The organism is Sphingomonas sp. BL-S-25 (assembly GCF_055521555.1).
The window spans coordinates 4,257,961-4,282,571 of the sequence record NZ_CM145486.1 but is presented as its reverse complement, the minus strand read 5'-3'; the positions used below and the strand labels follow the sequence as shown (position 1 = coordinate 4,282,571).

Sequence of the window (24,611 nt, the reverse complement as noted above, 5' to 3'; positions counted from 1 at the left end):
CGGAAGTGTCGAGGTGCCGCCGTCCTGTCGCTCAGCGGCGGCGCGCCGCGCTTTCCTCCCGGATCTTCTCGAACTCGAATCCCTGCCGCCAGGTCGGCCAGTCGCGCGAATTGGCGATCCGGCTACCCATGGCGTGGAACAGGTCGATGTCCTGGGCGGCAGCCGCGAAGTTCCACCCCGCAGCCCAGGCATCGCACGCCTGATGATAGCATTTCATATAGCCATCGAGCCAGCGCTGACCGGCCGGCAGCCCTCCCTCGACCAGATCGGGTGCGCCGCCCAGTTGCATGATCAGCAGCGACGGGACGCCGCGCCGTGCGACCGAGAAATGATCGGCGCGGAAGAACAGGCCTTTCTCGGAGAAGGTCTCGGGGGTCACGACGCGCCCCTGCGTCCGCGCGGCGTCGGCCAGCATCGCATCGAGCGAGGAGTTGCCGTTGCCGACGAGCACGACATTCTTCGACAGCCCGCCGGTGTTGAGAATATCGAGCGTCAGGTTCGCGGCGGTCGTCTCCAGCGGATAGAGCGGGTGCGCGCCATAATATTCGGAGCCGAGCAGGCCGCGCTCCTCGCCAGTCCACAGCGCGAAGACCAGGGTGCGCTCGGGCCGCTTGCCCGCCTTGAACTGGCGCGCAAGGTCGATGACTCCGGCGCTGCCCAGCGCGTCGTCATTGGCACCGGGACGGACCGTGCCGTCGGCGGCCTTGCCATAGGCATCCCAATGGGCGCCGAACATCACCGTTTCCTGAGGATATTTCGACCCGGTCAGCTTGGCGATCACATTCCGGCTCTCGATCCGGTCGACCTTGACCGACAGGTCGGCGCGGAAGGGAATGTTCTTCAGCTCGACCGGGCGGAAATCGGCCTGGCGGGCCTTGGCGCGCAGCTGAGAAAGATCGAGCCCGGCGCGGGCGAACAGACCATCGGCGACGTCATGTTCGATCCAGCCCTGAAGCGCCAGGTTGCGATCCTCGGGGCCGCGGACGATGTCGTAATATTCGCCGTTATTGGCGGTGACCGTCGACCAGCCATAGCCGACCCCGGCGCTGTCATGGACGATCAGCGCGGCGACGGCGCCCCGCCGGGCCGCTTCCTCGAACTTGTAGGTCCAGCGACCATAATAGGTCATGCGGCGACCGCCGAACTTGCCGGCGGCGTCGTCGCCCGGCTGCGCCTCGAAATCGGGATCGTTGATCAGGAAGACTGCAACCTTGCCCTTCAGGTCGACGCCCTTGAAGTCGTCCCAGCCGGCCTCGGGCGCATGAACGCCATAGCCGACGAACACCATCGGCGCATCGATCGCGACCTTCGGCGCGGGCCGGACGGTGGTGACGCTGACCGACTTGAATTGCTCGGCCGCTTCGCCGCCGAAGGCCGTTGCGCCGCCCGCGATGCGGGTGTGGACCATCGGCACCCGCTGGGTGAAGCCGCCATCCTCGCCGCCGGGTTCGAGCCCCAGTGCCTTGAACCGCTCGACCAGCCAGGCGACGGTCTTTTCCTCGCCCGCCGTGCCGGGGCCGCGCCCCTCGAATTCCGGCGAGGCGAGGGTGCGCACCATCTCGGACAGCGCCGCAGGGTCGGTCTTGGTCGCCGGACCGGCGGACACGAGCAGGGCCGCGATGACGGGCAGGGGAAGCAGACGCGCCAGCGATGCCGACCAGGAGTGGGTATTCATGTTTTCGCTGTTTCCTCTGCCACTTGCGCGTCGATGTGCCGCCACCGCTAGCGCGGGGCGGCGCACCGGGTCAAATGGCGAGGCGCTGGTTCAGGGGCGCTTGCGGGCAGCGTCGACCGAAAGCGAACCGCCGCCGGCTGCTGCCAGATAGAGGAAGATGAAACAGAACAGCAGGATCGCCTCGCCGCCATTGGCCGCGGGAAAGAAGCCGCCGCCGGCATGGGCCAGGAAATAGCCGACCGCGCACATACCCGAGGCGATAAACGCCACCGGCCGCGTGAACAGGCCGAGCACCAGCAGCGCGCCGCCGACCAGTTCGATCGCTCCCGCTGTGTAGAGCAGCGGGTTGAGCGGCATGGGGAAGGGCGGGATGCCGAAGAATTTCGACAGGCCATGCTGAAGAAAGGCGAGGCCGGCGACGATGCGCAGCACGCTGAGCAGCAGCGGCGACCAGGAAGCAGGAATGGGCATTGCGGGAACTCCCGTTCGTGACAGGAGCGGAACGTCTCATGACGCCGGGCGATCGTCAATCGACGCCCGGGAAACGGAAAGTTGACGCAATGATCGCGATCAAGGTGCAAGCCTGTCGGGATCGCCTCTGCGCATTCGGCACGGAGGCGATCCCGATTGCACGGCTCAGACCGAAGCGGTGAACCGCTTGGTGAAGCCCTTTACCGGCTTGTCGGTGTCGGGCAGCGCCGACACATTGTCGACGCGCGCCATGGTTGGCCCCTCCCGGCAGGCTTCGACCAGCTGACCGATCGCCTCTTCCTCGCCATCGGCCAGGATCTCCACCCGTCCGTCACTCAGATTTCGGACCCAGCCGGTGAGGCCAAATTTCTTCGCCGTCCGCACGGTCCAGTCCCGATAGGTCACGCCCTGTACGCGTCCCGACACGAAAATACGCTGTGTCGCCATAGTCCCCTCGCTCACACGAGCCGGTCTCTCCCCGGCCCGGCGCGACCCTTAGCATGACCTTCGCAATGCGCAGCACGGCATCTGGTCGTTTCGCCGCAAGTGCGCCATTTCCCGCCGCTTTTCAGGAATAGGCGATCTCGATCACCTCATATTCGCGTTCGCCCGCGGGTAGCTGAACGCGGCGCAGGTCGCCTACCGACGCGCCACGCAGCGCGCGCGCCAGCGGCGAGTTCCATCCGATCCGGCCGGCGCCGGCATCCGCCTCGTCATCGCCGACCAGGGTCAGGGTGCGGTGATTGTCGTCCTCGTCCGCGATCGTGACCGTCGCGCCGAAGAAGACGCGGCTGCGATCCTCCTGCCGCGTCGGATCGACGACCTTCGCCGCCTTCATCCGCCGTGACAGCCAGCCGAGCCGGCGGTCGATCTCGCGCAACCGCTTGCGGCCATAGATATAGTCGCCATTTTCCGACCGGTCGCCATTGCCTGCTGCCCAGGCGATCGTGTCGACCAGCTTGGGCCTTTCGTCGCCGAACAGCTGATCATATTCACTCTTCAGCGCGGCATAGCCGGCCGGCGTGATGTAATTGGGGCGATCCATCGCGCCGCTATGCGACTGGCGACCGGCGGGCTCAAGCCCGGCGATCAGCCCGGCCGCTTGCCGAGATACCAGCTGAGATTGGCGGGCGCCTTGCTCCGCGCATGCTGCGGATTCATCAGGTCATAGACGACCGCGTTCTCGAGCACGCGCTGGACATAGTTCTTGGTCTCGAAGATCGGAATCTGCTCGACCCAGCGGACGACATCGACGCCCGACTGTCGCGGATCGCCATTGGCGCGCAGCCATTTGTTCACATTGCCGGGCCCGGCATTGTAGGCCGCGACCGCCAGCGGATAGCTGCCATAGAGCGACAACATGCGCTGGAAATAGCTGGAGCCAAGCTGGATATTGTAATCGGTATCGACGGTCAGCGCGTCGCGATTATAGCCCAGGCCCAGCTTGCCCGCGGTCTCGCGCGCGGTGCCCGGCATCAGCTGCATCAGCCCGCGCGCGCCGGCATGGCTGACCGCGGCGCGATCGAACTGGCTTTCCTGGCGCGCGATCGCGTGGATGATCGACCAGTAATCCTGCTGCGTCGCGGGGACTTTCACCGAGGGGTAGCCGGCGGCGGTATAGTCGGACAGACCATTCTCCAGCGCGCTGCGCCCGACCATCACGCCCAGGTCGGGCCGGCCGATCGCGCGGCTGAGCTCGGCTGCCAGGACATGGTCGTTATCGGTGGTCGCGTCGCGGGCGATCTGACGGATGAACAGGCCCTGCTCGTCATAGCGGTTGAGCGTGCCTAGAAATTGCGCGGCGCGCACCGTCTCGCGCCGGTAGAAGGCATCGCGAACTGCCGCGTCGGTGACGCGATTGGTCAGCACCGCCGGCGCGCGGAGCGGCCGGCCGAGCCGTTCGAGCGCGAGCTGGCCATAATAAAGGTCGGGAAAGCCCGAGGCGCGTTCGTAGAAGCCGGTGGCGGCTGCCTGCTGCCCGGCGGCTTCCGCGGCGCGGGCCGCCCAGTACAGGCCCTTCGACCGGGTCTGCGGCGTCTTCGAACCGCGGCCATAGCGATCGAACATCCCGATCGCGTCCTGCGGGCGGCGCAGATCGTACAACGCGACCGTGCCGGCCAGCCAGGTCAGGCTGGTATAATCGTCGCGCTCGCCCAGCGACTTGTCACTGACGTCGGTTCCGGGGGCATAGGCGTCGTCGACCTGGCTGGCGATCCGATAGGCGACGTCATACTGGCCGTCGGCCTGCGCACCCCGCGCGGCGGTCAGCAACACTTCGTACCATTTCTCGACATGGCCGGGCAGCGAGGACAAGCGGCGCGGCTGGGCAAGATAGGATCGCGCGGCCACGCCCTGATTATTGGCGCGCAACCAGGTCGCGCGATCGGCGATATAGCCGGGGTCGCTGCGGCCGACCGCCTCGACTGCCGCACCCTTGGCGGCCGCGTCGGCGGCGTTGGTGCGATAGGCGATGCGCGCCTCGAGCAGCGGGCGCCGACCGGGTGATGCCATGCCGAGCAGCCGCTGCGCCGCGACCGCCTGGCCCTGCCAGATCAGCATGTCGGCGCGGGCGTCGTAATCCTGGGGCGACAGCGCGCCGGAGAAGGCGCCGAGCAATCGGGCCTCGTCGGCCGCGCGCATTGTGCCGGCGCGCCAGGCGCGACGTGCCTGCTCCTCGGCTTCCGCGCGGCGGCCTGAGGCGGCAAGTGCCTCGGCATAGCGGACGCGGCCCGCGGCGGTCAGCGGCGGAAAGCGCTGGAAGAAGCGAACCGCAAGGCCCGGTGAATCGCTGCCGCTGGTAAGGACCGTCTCGGCCGCGGCACGGCGGCTGGTCTCGCCCGGCCAGCCGGGATGGGCGAGCAGGAAATTGGCATATTCGGCGAAGGGCCAATTGTCCGATTGCTGAAGCCGGCGCCATTGATCGAGCGCTGGCGCGATCTGGTCGGCCTGAACATAGGATGGCGCGCTCGGCAGCTCTCCGGCGAGCGCGGCTTCATACCAGGCAAGTTGCCCTGACATCATCTGCGACGAGACGGCGAGAGCGGATACGCCTACAAACAGGGCTGCGCTCTTGAGTACGGGAGCAAGCATGCTGGACATGATACGGAATCCCGCCCTATTGGCCACCCCTGAATTCTCGAAAAAGGGACATTTTCGCGATCATGTTCTCGGGCTCCATTCCTGCGCTCGTCACGCCGTTCCGTAACGGCAGCTTCGACGAGTCGGCGTATCGCGATCTGGTTGAATGGCAGATTGTCGAGGGATCCTCGGCGCTGATCCCGTGCGGGACGACCGGCGAGAGCGCGACCATGCCCAAGGACGAGCATTTCGAGGTGGTCCGCGTCTGTGTCGATCAGGCGAAGGGCCGGGTGCCGGTCATCGCGGGGGCGGGGTCGAACGACACCCAGGTGGCGATCGCCAATGTCCGCGCCGCGCGGGAAGCGGGCGCCGACGCGGTGCTCATGGTGCCACCCTATTACAACCGTCCGAGCCAGGAAGGCATCTTCCGCCATTTCGAGGCGGTCGCCGCGGCAAGCGATCTGCCGATCATGCTCTATAATGTTCCCGGCCGGACCGTGACCGATATCCAGCCCGCGACCATGGGCCGGATCGTCGCTGCCTTTCCGGGCAGGTTTCCGGCGGTGAAGGATGCGACCGGCAATCTGGCCCGCGTCAGTGAACAGCGCGCCGCCTGCGGGCCGGACTTCGTCCAGCTGTCGGGCAATGACGATACCGCGCTGGCGTTCAACGCGATGGGCGGGGTGGGCTGCGTGTCGGTGACCGCCAATGTCGCGCCGCGACTGTGCGCCGAGTTTCAGGCGGCGATGACGGCGGGCGACTATGCCAAGGCGCTGAGCTATCAGGACCGGCTGTTTCCCTTGCATGGCGCGATGTTCAGCGACGCGTCGCCGGGGCCGGTCAAATATGCGATGGGCCGGGTCCGCCCCGGGTTTCCGGAGGAATTGCGCCTGCCGATGACGCCGGCGAGCGAGGCGAGCCGGGCCGCGGTCGATGCGGCGCTGGCGCATGCCGGACTGATCTGACCGGGCAGCGACGAGTCGCCCGAGCACGGGCGACAAGCCCCTGCGATCGACCGGCTTGTCGGACGAAATAAAGACGGCGCTTTCCCTTTTCGTTTCGCCTCCCTACATCGCACCTCCCATGGCCCGTCCTCGTCCCGCAACATTCGACAAGGTAAAGACCGTCGCCGAGAACCGGCGCGCGCGTTTCGACTATTTCATCGAGCAGACCTATGAGGCCGGCATCGCGCTGACCGGGACCGAGGTGAAGTCGCTGCGCTTCGGCGAGGGCTCGATCGCGGAGGCCTATGCCGAGGTCAACGACAGCGGCGTGTGGCTGATCAACGCCAACGTCCCCGAATTTTCGCACGGCAATCGTTTCAATCACGAGGCGAAGCGCCCGCGAAAGCTGCTGCTGCACGAGCGCGAGATCAACAAGCTGCACGGCGCGGTCGCGCGTGAGGGCATGACGCTCGTCCCGCTGTCGATCTACTTCAATGGTCGCGGTCGGGCGAAGGTGGAACTCGCGCTGGCCAAGGGCAAGAAGACCCACGACAAGCGCGAGACGATCAAGGAACGCGACTGGAAGCGTGACCAGCAGCGGATCCTTCGCGATCGTGGCTGACGAGATCGATCCACGATCCCGTCTGCGGCGCTGGGTCGACAATAACGTACCGACCCGCGACTCGATCGAACAGAATCGCTGGCTGCGCCCGCTCGCGCACCGGCTGCTCCATTCGTCGCTGTGGCGGTTCAACCGAAGGTCGGTGCCGCGGGGCGTCGCGCTCGGCATGGTCACCGGCATCCTGGTGCCGATGGGACAGATTCCGGCATCGGCTCTGCTGGCGCTGCCGCTGCGCGCCAATATCCCTGCCGCGGCTGCGACGACCTTCTTCACCAATCCGCTGACCACCCCGCCGCTCTGGCTGTTCGCCTATTGGGTCGGCAGCCTGATGCTGGGCCAGCGCGCCGGCGGATCGGGCAAGCCGCCGGTCGAAGGGCAGGGCTGGTTCGATTGGCTGTTCAACGATGCCGGTCCCGCGCTGCTGCTAGGCCTGGTGACGGTCACCGCGGTCCTGACCGTGCTCGGCTATTTCGTCACACGGTTGGCATGGCGCTGGTGGATCGCCAGCAAGTGGAAAAAGCGCGCGCTTGCCCGCGCGGAAAAAGCCTAGAAACATTGCGGCTTAGGGCTGGACGCAGCGCCGGCCCGCTCGATTGACGAACCGTCATGGTGGCGTAAGACGGCGCATCCAGATTTCTGACGGGATATGCCCAAATGCGCCTTTCGCTGCTTTCCACTTCCATTCTGGCGGGCTCGCTGATGCTCGCTTCGTGCGCGACCGACCAGGCCGCACAGACTGCCGGTCCGGTGGTCGACGTCGTGACCCCGCCCCCGGCGCCCGAGCCGATGCGCCCCAAGCCGCAGATCGGTTCGTTCGGCTTCGACGAGGCGGGCATGAACCGCAGCACGGCACCGGGCGACAATTTCTATGACTTCGCCAACGGCACCTGGGCGAAGACCACCCCGATCCCGGCGGACAAGTCCAACTATGGCGCGTTCAACGTGCTCGCCGACCTGTCCCAGTCGCGCACGCACGAGATCCTCGAGGCGGTGAAGGGCGATCCCAATTCGAACATCGGCGCCGCCTATGCCGCCTTCCTCGACACCGCCACGATCGAGGCCAAGGGGCTGACGCCGATCGCGCCCTGGCTGAACCAGATCAAGGGGCTCTCGTCGAAGGCCGGCTATGCCGCGCTGCTGGCGCAGGCCGATCGTAACAGCGTGCCGACCCCGTTCGGCAGCTATGTCGGTCAGGACGACAAGCAGCCGGAGGTCTATGCGCTCAGCCTGTATCAGTCGGGCCTCGGCATGCCCGATCGCGACTATTATCTGTCGACCGACGCCAAGATGGTCGAGACGCGCGCCGCCTATCTCAAGCATCTGACCAATGTGCTGACGCTGGCCGGCGAGCCGAATGCCGCCGCCCGGGCCAAGGCGATCCTCGATCACGAGACGAAGATCGCGCGGGCGCACTGGACGCGCGTCGACAGCCGCGACGCGACGAAGACCTATAACAAGATGACCGTGGCCGACCTGACCCGCACCGCGCCGGGCTTCGACTTCAAGGCCTATTTCGCGGGCATCGGGGCGCCGGTCGACACGGTGATCGTGGCGCAGCCGAGCGCGGTGAAGGGCATTGCGGCCCAGGTCCGCTCGGCGCCGCTGTCGGTGCTGAAGGATCAGTTGCTGGTGCGCAGCATCGACGGCTTTGCCGACGTGCTGCCCGCGGCGTTCGACAAGGAGCAGTTCGCGTTCTACGGTACCACCCTGTCGGGCACGCCCGAGCAGCAGGTCCGCTGGAAGCGGGCCGTCGACTTCACCTCGAATGCGCTCGAGGACGAGGTCTCCAAGGTCTATGTCGCGAAATATTTCCCGCCCGAAACCAAGGCGGCGGCCGACAAGCTGGTGAAGAATGTCATCGCCGCCATGGGCCGCCGGATCGACGCGCTCGACTGGATGGCGCCCGAGACCAAGGTGAAGGCACATGCCAAGCTGGCGGCCTTCACGCCGAAGATCGGCTATCCGGATCGCTGGCGCGACTATTCGAGCCTGCGGATCGTACCGGGCGACGCGTTCGGCAACAATGTCCGGGCGAACAACTGGGCGCACGACTATAATGTCGGCAAGCTGGGCAAGCCGCTGGACCGCGCCGAATGGGGCATGACCCCGATGGAAGTGAACGCCTATGCCAATTTCGGCATGGTCGAGATCGTCTTCCCCGCCGCGATCCTGCAGCCGCCCTTCTTCGATCCGAATGCCGACGATGCGGTCAATTATGGCGGGATCGGCGCGGTGATCGGCCACGAGCTGAGCCATCATTTCGACGATCAGGGCGCCAAATATAACGCCGAAGGTCGCCTGACCGACTGGTGGACGCCGGCCGATGTCGCCGCGTTCAAGAAGCGGACCGATCAGTTGGTGGCGCAATATGACGCCTATGAGCCGCTGCCAGGCCTCCATGTGCAGGGTGCGCTGACGCTGGGCGAGAATGTCGCCGATCTGGCCGGTCTGACCGTGGCCTATGACGCATACAAGGCTTCGCTCAACGGGGCCGAGGCGCCGGTGATCGACGGCTTCACCGCCGACCAGCGTTTCTATCTCGGCTGGGCCCAGGTCTGGCGCCGCAATTACCGCGAGCCGAACCTGCGCCAGCGGCTGCTGACCGACCCGCATTCGCCGTCGGAACAGCGCGCTGCGGTCGTGCGCAACCTGGATCCCTGGTACGGCGCGTTCCAGCCCCAGGCCGGCCAGAAGCTGTTCCTAACGCCCGACAAGCGCGTCCGGATCTGGTAAGCCATAGCCGCCCCCTTTCGTCGGTCGAAAGGGGGCGGGATCATGGTGAGAGCAGGGCCGAACCGCCCGAGCGAACGAGATTTTCGTCGCTCTCTTGACCGCCAAGCCCCGCCGTCTCAACACCGGGACATGGCGACCCTTCCCGCAACTCCGCCCCCTCCGTCGCGATCGCTGCTGCCCCTGCTGGCAGCGGTGATGGCCGGGTTCGTCGCGGGGGCGGTGATCCTGCTGAGCCTGGGCGAACGGCCGGTGGCGATCGGCTTCGTCGCCGCGGGCATCCTTGCCGCGGGGGTGCTGGTCGCGTCGCGTCGTCTGTTCCAGACCGTCGAGACACCCGAGACGATCATCGACTGGTCCGTCGCCCACGCGCTGGCCGCCGCGTCTGACGATGCGCTTGCGGTGACGGACCGAGCCGGACGCCTGGTTTGCGCAAACAACCGCTACGAAGTCCTTTTCGCCGGATTTCCGACGCCTCCCGACTTGCCGATCGGCGAGATTGCCAATGCCCGGCTGACCGAGGCGGGCCATGCCGCATGGCGCGACGGCGAGGCGCGGATGGCTGGAATCCGGGTGTTCGGCGCGCCGGTGACGGCGCAGATCGCCCGGGTGGGCGAGGACACATTGGTCTGGCGCTTCATCGGGGTCCAGGCACTGGACCTGGCGGCTCAGGTGGAGACCTTGCTGTCGGGCCCGACCGGCGACCGGATGGGGGCCGGCGGGATCATGCTTGCGATGATCACTCCGGATGGGCGGGTCCGCGCCGCCAATCGTGTGTTTCGCGCACGCGCGACCGGCAATGCGGAGTCCAATGTCGTCGGACGCGATTTCGCCAAACTGCTCGTGACCGACACGACCGGTCGCGTGCATTTCGAGCGCGACGGCGTCGCCGGATTGCCGATCCGAATCCTGCAGATTCCCTTTCTGGACGGCGAGGAGGCGCCGATCCTCGTCTCGATCCTGGACGAGGAGCCTCAGAATCTTCCGGCGCCGGCGATCAGCGGAAATGCGGCAACGCACGTCCGGTCGCTGATCGCGCTCCTGCCTGCGGGCATGGCGTTGATCGACCGGGATGGGCGCTTCGTGCATATGAACGAGGCGTTCGTCCGCGCCACGCGGATCAGCACTTCCAATCCGCCGCTCTATCCCGGCGATCTGGTCGTGCGCGAGGACAAGTCGGCGCTGGCCGATGCGGTGCGTCGCTTCGCGGGCGGCGCCGCCCAGTCGGCAGAGATGACCGTGCGCCTGACCGATGCGCCCGAGGAGCCGGTCGCGCTGACGATTGCGGCCGCGCGAGGGCTGGGCGACGCGGCGGTGCTGATCAGCCTGAAGGATTCAGGCGAGGAAGGGAAACTGAAGCGTCAGGTGGCGCAGGCGAGCAAGATGCAGGCTGTGGGACAGCTTGCCGGCGGCGTCGCGCACGACTTCAACAATATCCTGACCGCGATCATCGGGCACTGCGACCTGATGATGTCTCGCCATTCGCCGGGCGACAGCGACTATGACGATATCCAGCAGATCCGTGCCAATTCGAATCGTGCCGCCAGCCTGACGCGCCAGTTGCTCGCCTTTTCACGCCAGCAGACATTGCGGCCTCAGGTGCTGCAGCTGCCCGACGTGATTTCCGAAGTATCGAACCTGCTGAAGCGGCTGCTGGGCGAGACCGTCCATCTGGAGGTCCGCCACGGCCGCAATCTCGGGCCCGTGCGGGCCGACCCGGGCCAGCTGGAGCAGGTGGTCGTCAATCTGGCGGTGAACGCACGGGACGCGATGCTGGCGCAGAATGAGCGCGGCGGCGGAACCGTGACGATCGAGACTGCGGCGGTGGCGGCGTCGCAAGTGCGCCAGATGGACGAGGATTTCCTGCCCGTCGCCGACTATACGTCGCTGCGCGTCGCTGACACCGGGGCGGGCATCCCGCCAGACATCATCGGCAAAATCTTCGAGCCGTTCTTCACCACCAAGGAGAAGGGCAAGGGAACGGGCCTCGGCCTGTCGACAGTCTATGGCATCATCAAACAGTCCGGCGGGTTCATCTTCGCCGGCAATCAGCCGTCGGGCGGCGCCGAGTTCGTCATCTACCTGCCAGTCCACACCGCAACCGAGAAGGTATCGGCCAAGCCCCAGATGCCGGCAAAGGAGCGGTCGCTCGACACCTGGGGCAGCGGAACGATCCTGCTCGTCGAGGATAACGACATGGTCCGCGCAATCGCGGAGCGGGCCCTGACCCGCCAGGGCTATACCGTCGTGACCGCGGAGAATGGCGAGGCCGCGCTGGAATTGCTCGATCAGGTCGAGCGCCCCGAATTGCTGATCTCCGACGTGGTGATGCCGTCGATGGACGGCCCGACCATGGCCCGGCATGTCCGCGAGCGCTACCCCGACCTGCCGATCCTGTTCATGTCGGGCTATGCCGAGGAACAGTTGCGCCGGTCGATCGATCTGGACAATGTCGCCTTCCTGCCGAAACCCTTTTCGGTGCAGCAACTTGCGGAAGCGGCGCGGGACGTTCTCGCACCGAAATAGCTTGGCCTCGGCGTGGCAATCTGCGAAGGCGGGCATCTATGTCAGTGCTCAACCGCATCCTGATCGTCGAAGACGAACCGCTTATTTCCATGATGCTCGAGGATTTCCTCGAGATGCTCGACCGTCAGGTTGCCGGCACTGCCGACAGCGTCTCGGGCGCGCTCGACCTCATCGACCAAGGTGGCATCGATGCAGCGATCATGGACGTCAACCTGCGCGGCGGTGAACAGAGCTGGCCGATCGCCGACCGGTTGGCGGCGGACGGCATCCCGTTCATCCTGGCGACCGGCGGCAGCGGTGAGACGGTGGTGGACGCGCACAAGGGCCGGCCGGTCCTCGGCAAGCCGTTCACGATGAACGCGGTCGAAAAGGCACTCGAGGCGCTCAACTGAGATGATGCGGATCCGCCGGCGGTGGTGGATCCCCGGCATCTTGCTGATCCTCGCGGCTGCGCTGGTGCTGGTCGCGTTCCTGACGAGCCGTGCACGCTGCTGGCAATGGGTCGGCACTTCGGTCTGCCGGGTGGAGACCAGCGAGAAGATCGTCGCGCTGACCTTCGATGACGGTCCGACCGCTGAGGGTGTCGACTATTTCCTTCAGACGCTGACGCCCGCGGGCACGAAGGCGACCTTCTTCCTGACCGGTGCCGACCTCGCCGCCAATCCAGGTCAGGCGCGTCGCCTGGTCGCGGCGGGTCACCAGATCGCCAATCACAGCTATCGTCACGAGCGCCTGTGGGGCCTGTTCCCCGATGCCTATGAAGGCGACATCCGCCGCACCGACGCGCTCCTGCGCCAGGAGGGCGGTGACGCGGCACTGCTGTTCCGGCCGCCCTATGGCAAGAAACTGACCGGTCTGCCGATCGCGCTTGCCCGCACCGGGCACCGCACGATCATGTGGTACATCGAGGATCCGGAGACGAGCGATCCGAAGGCGTTCGCCGATCGGGTGCTGGAGCAGGTCCGCCCCGGCTCGATCATCCTGATCCACGCCATGTACCGCCGCCGCGATACCGCGCGCCGGGCGCTGCCGCTGATCCTCACTGGCCTGAAGGACCGCGGCTATCGCACCGTGACCATGAGCGAACTGCTCAGCCTGGAGCGACCTGCCAACAGCTAGACGATCCCGTCAGCGTGACGCGGGCGTCGGGGTGGGTGCGGGGCCGGCGGCCTGCATGCTGAACCTGCGCTGCGCCCGTCCGGACCGGGTCGGTTCGATGACCGGCGCGGCAGCCGGGGGTGTCGGTATCGGCGCCGGCGTCGGTGCCGCCGCCGGCTCCTTGCGCCGTACGCCGCTCAGGCCTGCAGGGCTGGTCGGCTTGCCCTCGGCATCGACCGGCGCAGCCTCGACGGCGGGCGTCGCGGGACGGCCCAGCGGCTGGTCGCGCATGCACTGGACGGGGCTCGGCCGGCGATGGATCCGGCAGTTCCACAGCGCCTTGGCATAGCCGGTGTCGAGATCGCGCAGATAGCTGAATGCCATCGCCGACACCTGATTGCTGTCGAGCGGGAGCGCGCGCGGCGTCTGCGCGGCATCGGTCCAGGCCATGAACTTGCACTTCTTGCGCTCGCCGCAGGTGCGGATCGCCAGGCTGGCGAAATTGTCGGCGCTCATCCCCTTGGGCAGCGTGACGAGGAAACTGTCCGAATCCGCGGCCATCGCCTCGGGCACATCGGCCGCCTTGATCGAGTCCGGGTCGACCGAGGCAAGCGGGTCCAGCGACGCTTCGGGCTCCGCCGTCGTGCCCGGAGGGGCGCCGGGATCGCCGGAGAAGGATGCCGACAGCAGCGACATGCGCGCGATATTGGGCTCCGACCCCGCATAGCCGCGGTTGAACGCCGGCGGCGTGCCCCACCAGCCGGCCCAGCGGAAGAAGAGATGGGTGTGGACCTCGGTGATCTTCTCGAGGCTGGACGACCAATAGGGGACGACCCAGTCGGTGTGATAATGGGTGGCGTGGCCGACGGGCGCATAGACCGACCCGTTCAGCGCCATGCGCGCCACGTCGCGCGCGCGGTTCCATGACGCGGCGGCCGGCTTGTAGCGGAACATCGCGCCGTCGCAGGTGAAGGTGAATTGGCACCCGGTACTGCGTTCCCATCCCTGGAACACCACGCCGCACACGCTCTTGGGAAAGGCCGGATGACGCATGCGGTTGAGGATGACCTGTGCGACCGCGCGCTGCCCGACGACGTCGTTGCCCGCCTCGTAATAGACCGCGGCGGCCAGGCAATCGACCGCGCGTGCCTGGCTGTCGGCGCTGCCGGTGATGCGGAACGGCCGCGCCGCCGGATTGGGCTTGGTCGAGAAGGGGATGGCGGCATTGATCGACCGCGCATCGTCGGGATCGACCGCCTGCAGCTCGACCGGCTCGACCGGCGGCAGCTCGGTCCGGGGGACGACCCGGGTCGAGATCACCACCTTGGGCTTGTTGGTCACGACGACGCGCGGCGTGGTGCTGACGATCACGATCGGCGCGATGATCGCAGTCAGGCCGATCAGCAGCAGGATGACGAGCAGGGGCAGGGGCGTGCCCGATCGAATGGCGGCGATCTTCATGCGCGCAGTCCGGCTCTCAGCGTGCGACGGGCAGGTGAGGGGAAGTCGGACGGTCGGTCAAGATCATGCTCCATGGGGCGTCGGGCCGCGCGCCTTAACGCACGGATGCGCAAGTTGGAACCATGCCGAAATAACCAAGACGCCGGGCGGGATCGGCAAGTGGATCGACCCCGCCCGGACGGTCAGGCAATCAGGCTTCCGGAAGGAAATCGGGCACGCTCAGATAGCGTTCGCCGGTGTCATAGTTGAAGCCGAGCACGCGGCTGCCCTCGGGCAGGTCCGGCAGCTTCTGGAGGATCGCGGCGAGCGTCGCGCCCGACGAGATGCCGACCAGCATGCCTTCCTCGCTTGCGGCACGACGTGCCATATCCTTGGCCACGCCGGCATCGACCTTGATCACCCCGTCGATCGCGTCGGTGTGCAGGTTGCGCGGAACGAAACCGGCGCCGATGCCCTGGATCGGGTGCGGACCAGGCTGGCCGCCGGAGATGACCGGCGAGAGTTCGGGTTCGACCGCATAGACCTTCACGCCCGGCCACGCCTTTTTCAGCGTCTCGGCAACGCCGGTGATGTGGCCGCCGGTGCCGACGCCGGTGATCACCACGTCGATCGGGCTGTCGGCGAAGTCGTTGAGGATTTCCTGGGCAGTCGTGCGGATATGGATGTCGATGTTCGCACCATTTTCGAACTGCTGCGGCATCCAGGCGCCGGGGGTCGATTCGACGATCTCCATCGCCCGCTCGATCGCGCCCTTCATGCCCTTCTCGCGTGGGGTCAGGTCGAAGGTTGCGCCATAGGCAAGCATCAGGCGGCGGCGCTCCAGGCTCATGCTTTCCGGCATGACCAGGATCAGCTTGTAGCCCTTGACCGCGGCGACCATCGCCAGGCCGACGCCGGTATTGCCGCTGGTCGGCTCGACGATCGTGCCGCCGGGCTTCAGGCTGCCGTCCTTTTCCGCCGCCTCGACCATCGCCAGCGCGATGCGGTCCTTGATCGATCCGCCGGGATTCGACCGTTCCGACTTGATCCAGACTTCCGAGCCGGGGAACAGGCGCTGGACACGAATATGGGGCGTGTTTCCGATCGTCTCGAGGATCGTGTTCGCCTTCATGTGGTCATCTCCTTGGGGGGCAATTCCAGAGTTTCAGGGGGATCAAAGGTGCGTGCCCGCCGAAGTTCCGGAAATAGCCTGCCCCAGGCGATCGTGACAAGGATCGCACCGATCCCGCCGCCGACGACTGCGGCGACCGGCCCGACCAGCGCGGCAAGGAAACCGGACTCGGCTTCGCCCAGCTCGTTCGATCCGGAAATGAACAGGGTCGATACCGCACCGACCCGCCCGCGCATCTCGTCGGGCGTATAGATCTGGATCAGCGACTGGCGGACATAGACCGAGACCATGTCGGCCGCGCCCAGCACGAACAGCGCGGCAAGCGCCAGCAGCACGGCAGGCGCGAAATCGCTTCCCACTGCAGAGGGGCCGAGCGCCGGGACAAGCAACGGCGCCGACAGCCCGAACACGATGGTCGCGAGGCCGAAGACGCCGACCGCGATCAGCATCTTCCTGCCGACCTCGGTCTTGAGCGGACGCCAGGAGAAGATCAGCGCCGTGCTGACCGCGCCCAGCGCAGGCGCGGCGCGCAGATGGCCGAGCCCGTCGGCGCCGACCATCAAGATGTCGCGGGCATAGACCGGCAGCATCGCGGTCGCGCCGCCCAGCAGCACCGCGAACAGGTCGAGCGAGATCGCGCCAAGCACCAGCCGGTTGCGCCGCACATAGAACAGGCCATCGACCATCTGCCGCCACGGGCTGGTCGTGCTGACGACCTTCGTCCGCGGCACCGGGCCGATCAGCATCAACATCGTGAAGGACAGCAGGAACAGCGCGCCGGAGACTGCATAGGGCAGCCAGTCGGTGGCGGCATAGAGATAGCCGCCCATTGCCGGCCCCAGCACTGCCGCGCCCTGCCACGCGCTCGAACTCAGCGCGATCGCGGTCGGCAGGATCTCGCGCGGGACCAGATTGGGCGCCAGTGCACTCAGCGACGGTCCGGCAAAGGCGCGCGCCACGCCCAGCAGCGAGGCGATACCGAACAATGCGGGCAGGCTGACCGTTTCGGTCCAGGTCAGCCAGGCGAGGCTGAGCGCGCAGAACGCCTCCAGGGCGACCGCCGCGCGCGCGATCCAGCGCCGGTCGATCCGGTCCGCGACCCAGCCGGCGAACAGCGAGAGCAGCAGTAACGGGATGAACTGCGCCACGCCGATCAGCCCGAGCTGAAATGCCGCTTCCTTGATCCCCATGGTCCGGCGGGCAATGTCATAGACCTGCCAGCCGATGACGATGACCATCGCCATCTGTGCCAGGGTCGAAGCGAAGCGGGCGACCAGATAATAGCGGAAATTGGCAAATCGGAGCGGATGCTGAGCCATGATGCGCCTCTAGGCCTTTCGGCGCGGACCGCAACGCGCGATTTCGTTACCGCGCGTCTTTCCCGGTTGCGTATGGAAAGATGGTCCTCCGCCGGTCTCGCACCGGGAAATTATCGTCGGTTTGTCAGGTGGTTGTGAGAAATCGTCGGGCGCCATGTCACGATTCCCCACTGCCGTCTCGTCATGGCAGCGGGAATGCCCCCGACACAGGATCGTGACGATGACCGAACGCATGAACCCCTATCTCGCCCAGCCGCAGCTGACCCAGCCGCTGATCGACTTCGCGATGACCGCCGCAAAACAGAGCGGGATCGAGCCATCACTGCAGGAGCTGGTGAAGATCCGCGCGTCGCAGCTCAATCACTGCGCCATCTGCCTCCACATGCATGCCCGCGACGCGCGCAAGGCCGGGGAGAGCGAGATGCGCATCGTCATGCTGGACGCATGGCGCGAATCGCCGTTCTATAGCGCGCGGGAACGTGCGGCACTGGCCTCGACCGAGGCGCTGACCCGCTTGACGCCGCATGGCGTGACGGACGAGGATTATGCGATGGTCGAGGCCGAGTTCAGCGAAGCCGAACGGATCAGCCTGACGCTGATGATCGGCGCGATCAACGCGTTCAACCGGATCGGTGCCGGCTTCCGGCTGAGCCATCCGGGCAGCGCGCCGGCACGGGCGGCTGCCTGATGTCGGGCAGGGCAGGGGATCGCGGCGCGAGTGACGCGGCGGTCAGCTTCGATCCGCTGCGTCCCCGGCTCGCCCGGGTCGCCTATCGCATGCTCGGCTCGGTCGCCGATGCCGAGGATGTGGTGCAGGAAGCCTATCTCAAATGGCATGGCACCGATCGCTCGACCATCGTCGAGCCCGAAGCCTGGCTGCGCCGTGTCGTCACTCGCCTGTGCCTCGACCAGCTGAAATCGGCGCGGGTCCGGCGCGAAACCTATGTCGGGCCTTGGCTGCCCGAACCGGTGATCGAGGAGGATGACGGCGAGGTCGAGGACGTGACCCTGCCGCTGCTCCTGGCGCTTGAGCGGCTGTCGCCGCTGGAGCGCGCCGCCTTCCTGCTGCACGACGTCTTCGGCGTCGGCTTCGACGAGATCGCCTCGACCATCGGTCGCGAGCCCGCGGCCTGCCGCCAGCTGGCGACCCGCGCCCGCGCCCATGTCCGCGCCGACCGGCCGCGGTTCGAGGTGAGCGAGCCGCACGGGATGGACATTGCGCGCGCCTTCTTCGCAGCCTCGCGCAGCGGTGACATGAAGGGACTCAGCGCGTTGCTGGCGCACGACGTTGCCATGCATTCGGACGGCGGCGGGGTGCGGCCGGCGGCACCGGCGGTGATCGAGGGCGCCGATCTGGTGGTGAAGCTGCACAAGGGGCTTGCGGTGCTGCTTCGCAAGCAGCCGTCGCAATTGGTGCGCTATGCGCTGATCAACGGCCTTCCCGGCTTCGTGACGCGCGAGGCGGACGGGCTGATCCAGACGACCGCCTTCGACATTCGCGACGGCCGGATCGCGGGCATCTATGTCCAGCGCAATCCGGACAAGCTGAAGCATCTGGAGAGCGCGGCGCTGCATTGACGCGGTTCGGCCGCGGTCCCGATCGGGGCTGGCCGTGGCGGTGCCTGCCGACTATCCGCGCCGCGATGGATCTGTCGTACGAGCTGCTCGCCCTGTTGATGATGGTGGCCCTGGTGTCGGGAACGATCGACGCGATGGCGGGCGGCGGCGGGTTGCTGACCATCCCCGCGCTGATGGCGGTGGGCGTCCCGCCGGTCTCGGCGCTGGCGACCAACAAGCTGCAGAGCAGCATCGGCACCGCCTCGTCCTTCCTTGCTTTCTGGCGGGCGGGTCATGTCGATCTGCGTCGCTTCGCGATTCCCGCCGCCGCGGCCTTTGCCGGCTCGGTTGCGGGCGCCGTCACGGTCCAGCATGTCGATCCGTCGATTCTGGCGGGGCTGGTGCCGGTGTTGCTGATCCTGATGGGGCTCTATTTCCTGCTCGCACCGCCGATGAGCGATGTCGATCGCCGCGCGCGGTTCGGGCCGCTGGGGCTGTCGCTCGCCGTTGCCGGCGTCGGATTCTATGATGGTTTCTTCGGTCCCGGTGCGGGATCCTTCCTGATCACGGCGATGGTGGTGCTGGGCGGGCTGGGGCTGGTGCGGGCGATCGCCAATGCGAAGCTGCTCAACCTGTCGACCAACGTCGCCGGGCTGCTGGCGATGACGGCGGGCGGCAAGGTGATCTGGGTGATCGGCCTGTCGATGGCAGCGGCCAATATCGTCGGCAATCAGCTTGGCGCGCGGCTGGCGATCCGCTTCGGCGGGCGCGGCGTGCGGCCGCTACTGGTCGTGATGTCGGTGGCGCTCACGATCAAATTGCTGGCGGACCCGGCCAACCCGCTGCGCCATCTGTTCTGATCGCACACCCCGCCGGTCCATTCCGGACACTTTTTGTTCCAAAATCTCGGTTCCACTCTTGTTCCGGCGGAACAAATGGAATACGTGGTTTCCAACACGGTTGTACCCACGACCCAAACCGACTAGCGACGGGGACCTCGAATGGCTGCTTCACTCAAGGTGATCGACAACAAGATGGCGACTTCGAACGACCGTCAAAAGGCGCTGGACGCCGCGCTGGCACAGATCGACCGCGCGTTCGGCAAGGGTTCGGCGATGAAGCTGGGCTCGAAGGAGACGATGCAGGTCGAGGCGATCTCGACTGGATCGCTGGGGCTCGACATCGCGCTCGGCGTCGGCGGCCTGCCGCGCGGCCGCGTGATCGAGGTCTATGGACCGGAAAGCTCGGGCAAGACGACGCTGGCGCTCCACGTCATCGCCGAGGCGCAGAAGAATGGCGGCACCGCTGCCTTTGTCGACGCCGAGCATGCGCTCGATCCCGTCTATGCCAAGAAGCTGGGCGTCAACATCGACGAGCTGATCGTGTCGCAGCCGGATACCGGCGAGCAAGCGCTGGAGATCACCGACACGCTGGTCCGCTCGAACGCGATCGACGTGCTGGTGGTCGACTCGGTCGCCGCGCTGGTGCCCCGTGCCGAGATCGAGGGCGAGATGGGCGACAGCCATGTCGGCCTCCAGGCCCGGCTGATGTCGCAGTCGCTGCGCAAGCTGACCGGCTCGATCAGCCGCTCGCGCTGCATGGTGATCTTCATCAACCAGCTGCGCATGAAGATCGGTGTGATGTACGGCAATCCGGAAACCACGACCGGCGGCAACGCGCTGAAATTCTACGCTTCGGTCCGCCTCGACATCCGCCGTACCGGCCAGATCAAGGACCGCGACGACATCATCGGCAACGCGACCCGCGTGAAGGTGGTGAAGAACAAGGTCGCCCCGCCGTTCAAGCAGGTCGAATTCGACATCATGTATGGCGAGGGTATTTCGAAGATCGGCGAGATCCTCGACCTCGGCGTGAAGGCCGGTCTGGTCGAGAAGTCGGGCGCCTGGTTCAGCTATGACAGCGTCCGCATCGGCCAGGGCCGCGAGAATGCGAAGAACTTCCTGAAGGAAAATACCGAGCTTTGCGCCCGGCTGGAAGCCGCGATCCGCAACCGCACCGCCCAGGTGGCCGAAGAGATGATGACCGGCCCCGACGCGGATGACGGCGACGACGACGATCTCTGAGTAGGGCAGGGGCGGCCGAGCGCCGTCCCGCCTTCTCCCGACAGTTTCGGCCGCGCCGGCATGCTCGTGCCGGCGGTGGTCACGGGACCCGTCCCATCGGGAAGCCCGGCGCCCGCCCGCGCCGGGCTCTCGGTGTTGGCGGGAGGCGGTGTTTAGGACGTGCGGCACGCGGGCCTCGGACACGTCGACAATGGTTACGGCTTCGCTAGGCTGCCTGCAAAGGCCAAGGAGTCGCAACATGACGATCACCGTGCATCATCTGGAAAATTCGCGCTCTCAGCGGGTGCTGTGGCTGCTCGAGGAACTGGGGCTGCCCTACACGGTCATGCGCTATGAGCGGGACAAGGCGACGATGCTGGCGCCGCCTCAGCTTCGCCAGGTCCATGCTCTGGGCAAGTCACCGGTGATCACCGATGACGGACAGACGATCGCCGAGACCGGTTCGGTCATCGAGTATCTGGTCGAGAAGGCCGATGGCCGGCTAGGCGCGCCGGGCGGTCGCGTCGATGCGCTACGCTACCGCCACTTCCTCCATTATGCCGAAGGCTCGCTGATGCCGGTGCTGTTCGTCACGCTGGTGCTCGGCAAGGTCCCGCTGCTGGGCAAGGTCGCGCTCAAGAAATTCCGGCCGATGGTCGACGTCCATCTCGACTGGATCGAGTCGGAACTGGCGACCCGCCAATGGTTCGCCGGCGACGAATTCACCGCGGCCGATGTGATGATGAGCTTCCCGCTCGAGGCAGCGGTGACGCGATCGGGCGCGACCGAAGGCCGCCCGGCGATCAAGGCCTGGCTCGACCGCATCCACGCCCGCCCGGCCTATCAGGCAGCGCTGGAGAAGGGCGGGCCTTACGCCTATGCCTTAGGTTCAGGTCGAGAACCGGGCAGCCACATAGCGGGGTAGCGGACTCCGACGTCACCAAAAGCTCGCCGATTAGGCCTTGAGAGGCCCAAACGATTAAGGCCCCCAAATCCTCTCCCGGAGGGAGAGGGGGACCATGCGCAGCATGGTGGAGAGGGAGTTGCCTCAAACGGGACCTGCGTTGGTGGGAAATCCCTCTCCACCGCTTCGCGGTCCCCCTCTCCCTCGGGCAGAGGATTGTCGCTTTGGATCGACGCGTCAGCGATATCGAACTGGCTGCGCGCGGGGCCACTTCCCCAAACTATCCGATATCGTTCAGCCTCGAAGTCCCGAGAAGCGGTCCCGCCGCAAATCACCCCCGCGGCGTCTCGCCATAATCCTCGAACTTGTCGACCTCCGGCGTCACCGGCGTACCGGTCGCGGGGACGATATCCATGTCGGGCGGCTGCGGCGTGTCGAGCTGGCCTTCCCAGCGGGCGACGACCGCGGCGGCCACGGCATTGCCGACGACGTTGGTCGCGGTGCGGCCCATGTCGAGGAAATGGTCGACCGCCAGGATCAGCAGGATGCCCGCCTCCGGAATGTCGAAGTGCGACAGCGTGCCGGTGATGACGACCAGGCTGGCGCGCGGCACGCCGGCGATGCCCTTGCTGGTGATCATCAGCATCAGCAGCATGGTGATCATCGTGCCCCAGTCGAGCTGGATGCCATAGGCCTGGGCGATGAAGATCGACGCGAAGGTCATGTACATCATCGAGCCGTCGAGATTGAACGAATAGCCCAGCGGCAGGACGAAGCTGGCAATCTTGGGCGGGACGCCGAACCGGTCGAGCGCGTCGAGCGTGCGCGGATAGGCGGCCTCGGACGATGCGGTCGAGAAGCCGAGCAGGATCGGATCGCGCAGGTAGCGGAACAGCGTGCCCGTGCGCCGGCCGATGACGAGGTAGCAGGCGCCCAGCAGCACCGCCCACAGCACGACCAGGCCGATATAGAAGCTGCCCATGAAATAGGCGAGCTGGCCGACCACGCCGAACCCCTTTGTCGCCAGCGTGCGCGCGACGGCGCAGAACACCGCGATCGGCGCGAACAGCATGACATAGCCGGTCACGGTCAGCATGACCGACACCAGAGCCTCCATCCCGCGCACGATCGGCGCGCCCTTTTCCCCCACCGCGGCCAGGCCGACGCCGAAGAACAGCGAGAAGATGACGATCTGGAGAATGTCGTTCTTCGCCATCGCGTCGATGGCGGAGGTGGGGATCAGGTGGATGAAGAATTTCGCGGCATCGAAGCCGGAGCGGTCGACCCCGCTGGCGGCATCGCGCGCGGGCAAAGCCAGGTTCACCCCGACGCCCGGCTCGAGCAGATTGACCAGCAACAGGCCCAGCGTCAGCGAGACCAGGCTGGCGGTCACGAACCACAGGAACGCCTTCAGCCCGACCCGGCCGATCGCGCCGCCGCCGCCCATATGGGCGATGCCGACGACCAGCGTCGAGACCACCAGCGGCGCAATGATCATCTTGATCAGATGCAGGAACATCTGGGTCGGGATGTCGAGATAATAGGCGATGTCGGCCAGTTGGCTGGAGCCTGCGCCGCCATTGTCGTCCAGGCTGATGTTCAGAACCCAGCCGATCAGCCCGCCGAAAATCAGGCCGGCGAGAATGAACCAGGTTAGTCGCTTGCCCACTCGGGATCCCCTTTACACACGTGCGCGCAAGGAAGGGGATTGTTGTCGCCGGGTCAAGGACCGTATCGCGGCACCAGGAGGAACCCGATGACCCTGACCCGACGCTCGCTGATCGCCGCTGCCGCCACCTTGCCCTTGCTCGGCGTCCCGTCGCTGCTGCGCGCAGCGGAGCCGGATCTCGACGCGCTGCAGGACCTCACTCGCGGTGCGGTGCCGATCGGTCCCGACGAGCGCGCGCGGCGCGTCGCCCGGGCCCAGGCGCTGATGAAGGCGAACGGGATCGGCGCGGTGCTGATCGAGCCGGGGTCCTCGCTGATCTACTTCACCGGGGTGCGCTGGAGCCGCAGCGAGCGGCTGACCGCCGCGATCCTGCCGGTCGAGGGCGAGCCCTGCATCGTCACCCCATTCTTCGAGGAGCCCTCGGTGCGCGAATCGCTCGGCATTCCGGCCGAGGTGCGCGTCTGGCAGGAGCATGAGGATCCGCTGGCGGTCGTGGCCGGCTTCCTGACGGACCGGCGCTTGGCGACCCGCCCGGTCGGAATCGAGGAAACGGTGCGCTATTTCGCGGTCGCGGGGCTGCAGCGCGCGCTGCCCACCGCCAGGCTGGTCCCGGCCAATCCGGTCGTGCGCGGCTGCCGGATGATCAAGACTCCGGCCGAGATCGCGCTGATGCAGCTGGCGACCGACGTGACGATCGCCGCCTATCGCTTCACAATGCCCAGGATCGAGGCGGGCATGACCCCGGCACAGATCGGCGCGCTGATGAATGCGGCGACGGCGAAACTGGGCGGACGGCCCGAATTCGCGCTGGTCCTGCTGGGCGAGGCGGCCGCCTATCCGCACGGATCGGGCAAGCCTCAGGAAGTTCGCCGTGGCGAGATCGTGCTGATGGACTGCGGCTGCACCGTCCAGGGCTATCAGGCCGATGTCTCGCGCAGCTTCGCCTTCGGCGAGGCGATCGCGGAACAGCGCAAGGTCTGGGACCAGATGCGCCGCGGCCAGCAGATCGCCTTCGATGCCGCGCGCATCGGCGCGACCGCCGGCAGCGTCGATGACGCGGTCCGCGCCTATTATGCGACGCTTGGCTATGGTCCCGATTACAAGCTGCCCGGCCTGTCGCACCGCACGGGCCACGGCATCGGCATGGACGGGCATGAGCCGGTCAATCTGGTCCGCGGCGAGACGACCCGGCTGGCGGCGGGCATGTGCTTCTCGACCGAACCGGGCATCTACATCCCCGGCAGCTTCGGTATCCGGATCGAGGATTGTTTCCACATGACCCCGGCGGGCCCGAAATGGTTCAGCGAACCGCCCTCGTCGATCGACCGGCCGCTCGGCTGACGCATCCGGGCAACAGCCATGCGATCCGATCGCGCTCATCGA

22 protein-coding genes are annotated in these 24,611 nt (G+C 66.6%); 13 read left to right on the top strand and 9 right to left on the bottom strand.

The annotated features are described in order from the left end of the window. Nucleotides 1-31: 31 nt before the first annotated feature. The 5 genes from ACZ1H8_RS20660 to ACZ1H8_RS20640 all read right to left on the bottom strand — a co-directional run bounded on the left by ACZ1H8_RS20660 (nt 32) and on the right by ACZ1H8_RS20640 (nt 5,236). Entirely contained in the window at nt 32-1,675 is a 1,644-nt protein-coding gene (locus tag ACZ1H8_RS20660; protein ID WP_465179095.1) for a M28 family peptidase, read from the bottom strand. 90 nt (nt 1,676-1,765) lie between these two features. Continuing rightward, on the bottom strand, nt 1,766-2,146 hold the full coding sequence (locus ACZ1H8_RS20655; protein WP_465179094.1) for a DoxX family protein: 381 nt from the start codon (nt 2,144-2,146) through the stop codon (nt 1,766-1,768). 165 nt (nt 2,147-2,311) lie between these two features. Next, nucleotides 2,312-2,593, bottom strand: a complete 282-nt coding sequence (locus ACZ1H8_RS20650; RefSeq protein WP_465179093.1) for an acylphosphatase — start codon at nt 2,591-2,593, stop codon at nt 2,312-2,314. Nucleotides 2,594-2,714: 121 nt separating this feature from the next. Further along, nucleotides 2,715-3,191 carry a transcription elongation factor GreB gene (gene greB / locus ACZ1H8_RS20645; protein ID WP_465179092.1) on the bottom strand — a complete coding sequence of 159 codons (477 nt, stop codon included), beginning with the start codon at nt 3,189-3,191 and terminating at the stop codon, nt 2,715-2,717. A 44-nt stretch (nt 3,192-3,235) separates the two neighbouring features. Further along, nucleotides 3,236-5,236: a lytic transglycosylase domain-containing protein gene (locus ACZ1H8_RS20640; RefSeq protein ID WP_465181440.1), complete on the bottom strand. Its 2,001-nt coding sequence runs from the start codon at nt 5,234-5,236 to the stop codon at nt 3,236-3,238. A gap of 71 nt (nt 5,237-5,307) precedes the next feature. Between ACZ1H8_RS20640 and dapA the strand changes: the two genes are divergently transcribed. The 7 genes from dapA to ACZ1H8_RS20605 all read left to right on the top strand — a co-directional run bounded on the left by dapA (nt 5,308) and on the right by ACZ1H8_RS20605 (nt 13,165). After that, on the top strand, nt 5,308-6,189 hold the full coding sequence (dapA, locus tag ACZ1H8_RS20635) for a 4-hydroxy-tetrahydrodipicolinate synthase (protein ID WP_465179091.1): 882 nt from the start codon (nt 5,308-5,310) through the stop codon (nt 6,187-6,189). A 118-nt stretch (nt 6,190-6,307) separates the two neighbouring features. Further along, on the top strand, nt 6,308-6,790 hold the full coding sequence (gene smpB, locus ACZ1H8_RS20630; protein WP_110151688.1) for an SsrA-binding protein SmpB: 483 nt from the start codon (nt 6,308-6,310) through the stop codon (nt 6,788-6,790). Then, nucleotides 6,756-7,340 carry a DUF2062 domain-containing protein gene (locus ACZ1H8_RS20625; RefSeq protein ID WP_465179090.1) on the top strand — a complete coding sequence of 195 codons (585 nt, stop codon included), beginning with the start codon at nt 6,756-6,758 and terminating at the stop codon, nt 7,338-7,340. The genes smpB and ACZ1H8_RS20625 overlap by 35 nt, the downstream gene beginning before the upstream one ends. Nucleotides 7,341-7,444: 104 nt before the next feature. After that, nucleotides 7,445-9,523 (top strand): M13 family metallopeptidase, encoded by a 2,079-nt coding sequence (locus tag ACZ1H8_RS20620; protein ID WP_465179089.1) that lies wholly within the window; start codon nt 7,445-7,447, stop codon nt 9,521-9,523. A gap of 129 nt (nt 9,524-9,652) precedes the next feature. Then, nucleotides 9,653-12,046, top strand: coding sequence for a hybrid sensor histidine kinase/response regulator (locus ACZ1H8_RS20615; protein WP_465179088.1), 2,394 nt, complete (start codon nt 9,653-9,655; stop codon nt 12,044-12,046). A 38-nt stretch (nt 12,047-12,084) separates the two neighbouring features. Then, complete coding sequence (locus ACZ1H8_RS20610) at nt 12,085-12,438, top strand: response regulator (protein ID WP_465179087.1); 354 nt, start codon at nt 12,085-12,087, stop codon at nt 12,436-12,438. A gap of 1 nt (nt 12,439) precedes the next feature. Next, nucleotides 12,440-13,165, top strand: a complete 726-nt coding sequence (locus ACZ1H8_RS20605; protein WP_465179086.1) for a polysaccharide deacetylase family protein — start codon at nt 12,440-12,442, stop codon at nt 13,163-13,165. A gap of 9 nt (nt 13,166-13,174) precedes the next feature. Here ACZ1H8_RS20605 and ACZ1H8_RS20600 read toward each other — a convergent pair whose 3' ends face one another. The 3 genes from ACZ1H8_RS20600 to ACZ1H8_RS20590 all read right to left on the bottom strand — a co-directional run bounded on the left by ACZ1H8_RS20600 (nt 13,175) and on the right by ACZ1H8_RS20590 (nt 17,035). Next, nucleotides 13,175-14,605 carry a cell wall hydrolase gene (locus tag ACZ1H8_RS20600; RefSeq protein ID WP_465179085.1) on the bottom strand — a complete coding sequence of 477 codons (1,431 nt, stop codon included), beginning with the start codon at nt 14,603-14,605 and terminating at the stop codon, nt 13,175-13,177. Between the two features lie 190 nt (nt 14,606-14,795). After that, entirely contained in the window at nt 14,796-15,716 is a 921-nt protein-coding gene (cysK, locus tag ACZ1H8_RS20595; RefSeq protein WP_465179084.1) for a cysteine synthase A, read from the bottom strand. After that, nucleotides 15,713-17,035 (bottom strand): MFS transporter, encoded by a 1,323-nt coding sequence (locus ACZ1H8_RS20590; protein WP_465179083.1) that lies wholly within the window; start codon nt 17,033-17,035, stop codon nt 15,713-15,715. The genes cysK and ACZ1H8_RS20590 overlap by 4 nt, the downstream gene beginning before the upstream one ends. 220 nt (nt 17,036-17,255) lie before the next feature. On the opposite strand from ACZ1H8_RS20590, the gene ACZ1H8_RS20585 reads away from it, so the two are divergent. The 5 genes from ACZ1H8_RS20585 to ACZ1H8_RS20565 all read left to right on the top strand — a co-directional run bounded on the left by ACZ1H8_RS20585 (nt 17,256) and on the right by ACZ1H8_RS20565 (nt 21,580). Next, nucleotides 17,256-17,723, top strand: coding sequence for a carboxymuconolactone decarboxylase family protein (locus ACZ1H8_RS20585; RefSeq protein ID WP_465179082.1), 468 nt, complete (start codon nt 17,256-17,258; stop codon nt 17,721-17,723). Further along, on the top strand, nt 17,723-18,613 hold the full coding sequence (locus ACZ1H8_RS20580; RefSeq protein ID WP_465179081.1) for a sigma-70 family RNA polymerase sigma factor: 891 nt from the start codon (nt 17,723-17,725) through the stop codon (nt 18,611-18,613). Before ACZ1H8_RS20585 ends, ACZ1H8_RS20580 begins: the two co-directional genes overlap by 1 nt. Before the next feature lie 65 nt (nt 18,614-18,678). Next, nucleotides 18,679-19,452: a TSUP family transporter gene (locus ACZ1H8_RS20575; RefSeq protein ID WP_465179080.1), complete on the top strand. Its 774-nt coding sequence runs from the start codon at nt 18,679-18,681 to the stop codon at nt 19,450-19,452. Between the two features lie 141 nt (nt 19,453-19,593). Beyond that, nucleotides 19,594-20,676 carry a recombinase RecA gene (gene recA / locus ACZ1H8_RS20570; protein ID WP_465179079.1) on the top strand — a complete coding sequence of 361 codons (1,083 nt, stop codon included), beginning with the start codon at nt 19,594-19,596 and terminating at the stop codon, nt 20,674-20,676. Between the two features lie 238 nt (nt 20,677-20,914). Next, the gene (locus tag ACZ1H8_RS20565) at nt 20,915-21,580 is read left to right on the top strand and encodes a glutathione S-transferase family protein (RefSeq protein WP_465179078.1); all 666 of its coding nucleotides are present in this window, start codon (nt 20,915-20,917) and stop codon (nt 21,578-21,580) included. A 310-nt stretch (nt 21,581-21,890) separates the two neighbouring features. Here the strand turns inward: ACZ1H8_RS20565 and ACZ1H8_RS20560 are convergent, their stop codons facing one another. Next, a complete protein-coding gene (locus ACZ1H8_RS20560) occupies nt 21,891-23,228 on the bottom strand; it encodes a dicarboxylate/amino acid:cation symporter (protein ID WP_465179077.1) in 1,338 nt (445 codons plus the stop codon). 87 nt (nt 23,229-23,315) lie between these two features. On the opposite strand from ACZ1H8_RS20560, the gene ACZ1H8_RS20555 reads away from it, so the two are divergent. Next, nucleotides 23,316-24,569 carry a M24 family metallopeptidase gene (locus ACZ1H8_RS20555; RefSeq protein WP_465179076.1) on the top strand — a complete coding sequence of 418 codons (1,254 nt, stop codon included), beginning with the start codon at nt 23,316-23,318 and terminating at the stop codon, nt 24,567-24,569. Nucleotides 24,570-24,611 lie beyond the last annotated feature (42 nt).

What these genes read in the sequence shown, in the direction of transcription:
- ACZ1H8_RS20660 (WP_465179095.1), bottom strand. Translation starts at nt 1,675, where the DNA reads ATGAATACCCACTCCTGGTCGGCATCGCTGGCGCGTCTGCTTCCCCTG.
- ACZ1H8_RS20655 (WP_465179094.1), bottom strand. Translation starts at nt 2,146, where the DNA reads ATGCCCATTCCTGCTTCCTGGTCGCCGCTGCTGCTCAGCGTGCTGCGC.
- ACZ1H8_RS20650 (WP_465179093.1), bottom strand. Translation starts at nt 2,593, where the DNA reads ATGGCGACACAGCGTATTTTCGTGTCGGGACGCGTACAGGGCGTGACC.
- greB (WP_465179092.1), bottom strand. Translation starts at nt 3,191, where the DNA reads ATGGATCGCCCCAATTACATCACGCCGGCCGGCTATGCCGCGCTGAAG.
- ACZ1H8_RS20640 (WP_465181440.1), bottom strand. Translation starts at nt 5,236, where the DNA reads ATGCTTGCTCCCGTACTCAAGAGCGCAGCCCTGTTTGTAGGCGTATCC.
- dapA (WP_465179091.1), top strand. Translation starts at nt 5,308, where the DNA reads ATGTTCTCGGGCTCCATTCCTGCGCTCGTCACGCCGTTCCGTAACGGC.
- smpB (WP_110151688.1), top strand. Translation starts at nt 6,308, where the DNA reads ATGGCCCGTCCTCGTCCCGCAACATTCGACAAGGTAAAGACCGTCGCC.
- ACZ1H8_RS20620 (WP_465179089.1), top strand. Translation starts at nt 7,445, where the DNA reads ATGCGCCTTTCGCTGCTTTCCACTTCCATTCTGGCGGGCTCGCTGATG.
- ACZ1H8_RS20615 (WP_465179088.1), top strand. Translation starts at nt 9,653, where the DNA reads ATGGCGACCCTTCCCGCAACTCCGCCCCCTCCGTCGCGATCGCTGCTG.
- ACZ1H8_RS20610 (WP_465179087.1), top strand. Translation starts at nt 12,085, where the DNA reads ATGTCAGTGCTCAACCGCATCCTGATCGTCGAAGACGAACCGCTTATT.
- ACZ1H8_RS20605 (WP_465179086.1), top strand. Translation starts at nt 12,440, where the DNA reads ATGATGCGGATCCGCCGGCGGTGGTGGATCCCCGGCATCTTGCTGATC.
- ACZ1H8_RS20600 (WP_465179085.1), bottom strand. Translation starts at nt 14,605, where the DNA reads ATGAAGATCGCCGCCATTCGATCGGGCACGCCCCTGCCCCTGCTCGTC.
- cysK (WP_465179084.1), bottom strand. Translation starts at nt 15,716, where the DNA reads ATGAAGGCGAACACGATCCTCGAGACGATCGGAAACACGCCCCATATT.
- ACZ1H8_RS20590 (WP_465179083.1), bottom strand. Translation starts at nt 17,035, where the DNA reads ATGGCTCAGCATCCGCTCCGATTTGCCAATTTCCGCTATTATCTGGTC.
- ACZ1H8_RS20585 (WP_465179082.1), top strand. Translation starts at nt 17,256, where the DNA reads ATGACCGAACGCATGAACCCCTATCTCGCCCAGCCGCAGCTGACCCAG.
- ACZ1H8_RS20580 (WP_465179081.1), top strand. Translation starts at nt 17,723, where the DNA reads ATGTCGGGCAGGGCAGGGGATCGCGGCGCGAGTGACGCGGCGGTCAGC.
- ACZ1H8_RS20575 (WP_465179080.1), top strand. Translation starts at nt 18,679, where the DNA reads ATGGATCTGTCGTACGAGCTGCTCGCCCTGTTGATGATGGTGGCCCTG.
- recA (WP_465179079.1), top strand. Translation starts at nt 19,594, where the DNA reads ATGGCTGCTTCACTCAAGGTGATCGACAACAAGATGGCGACTTCGAAC.
- ACZ1H8_RS20565 (WP_465179078.1), top strand. Translation starts at nt 20,915, where the DNA reads ATGACGATCACCGTGCATCATCTGGAAAATTCGCGCTCTCAGCGGGTG.
- ACZ1H8_RS20555 (WP_465179076.1), top strand. Translation starts at nt 23,316, where the DNA reads ATGACCCTGACCCGACGCTCGCTGATCGCCGCTGCCGCCACCTTGCCC.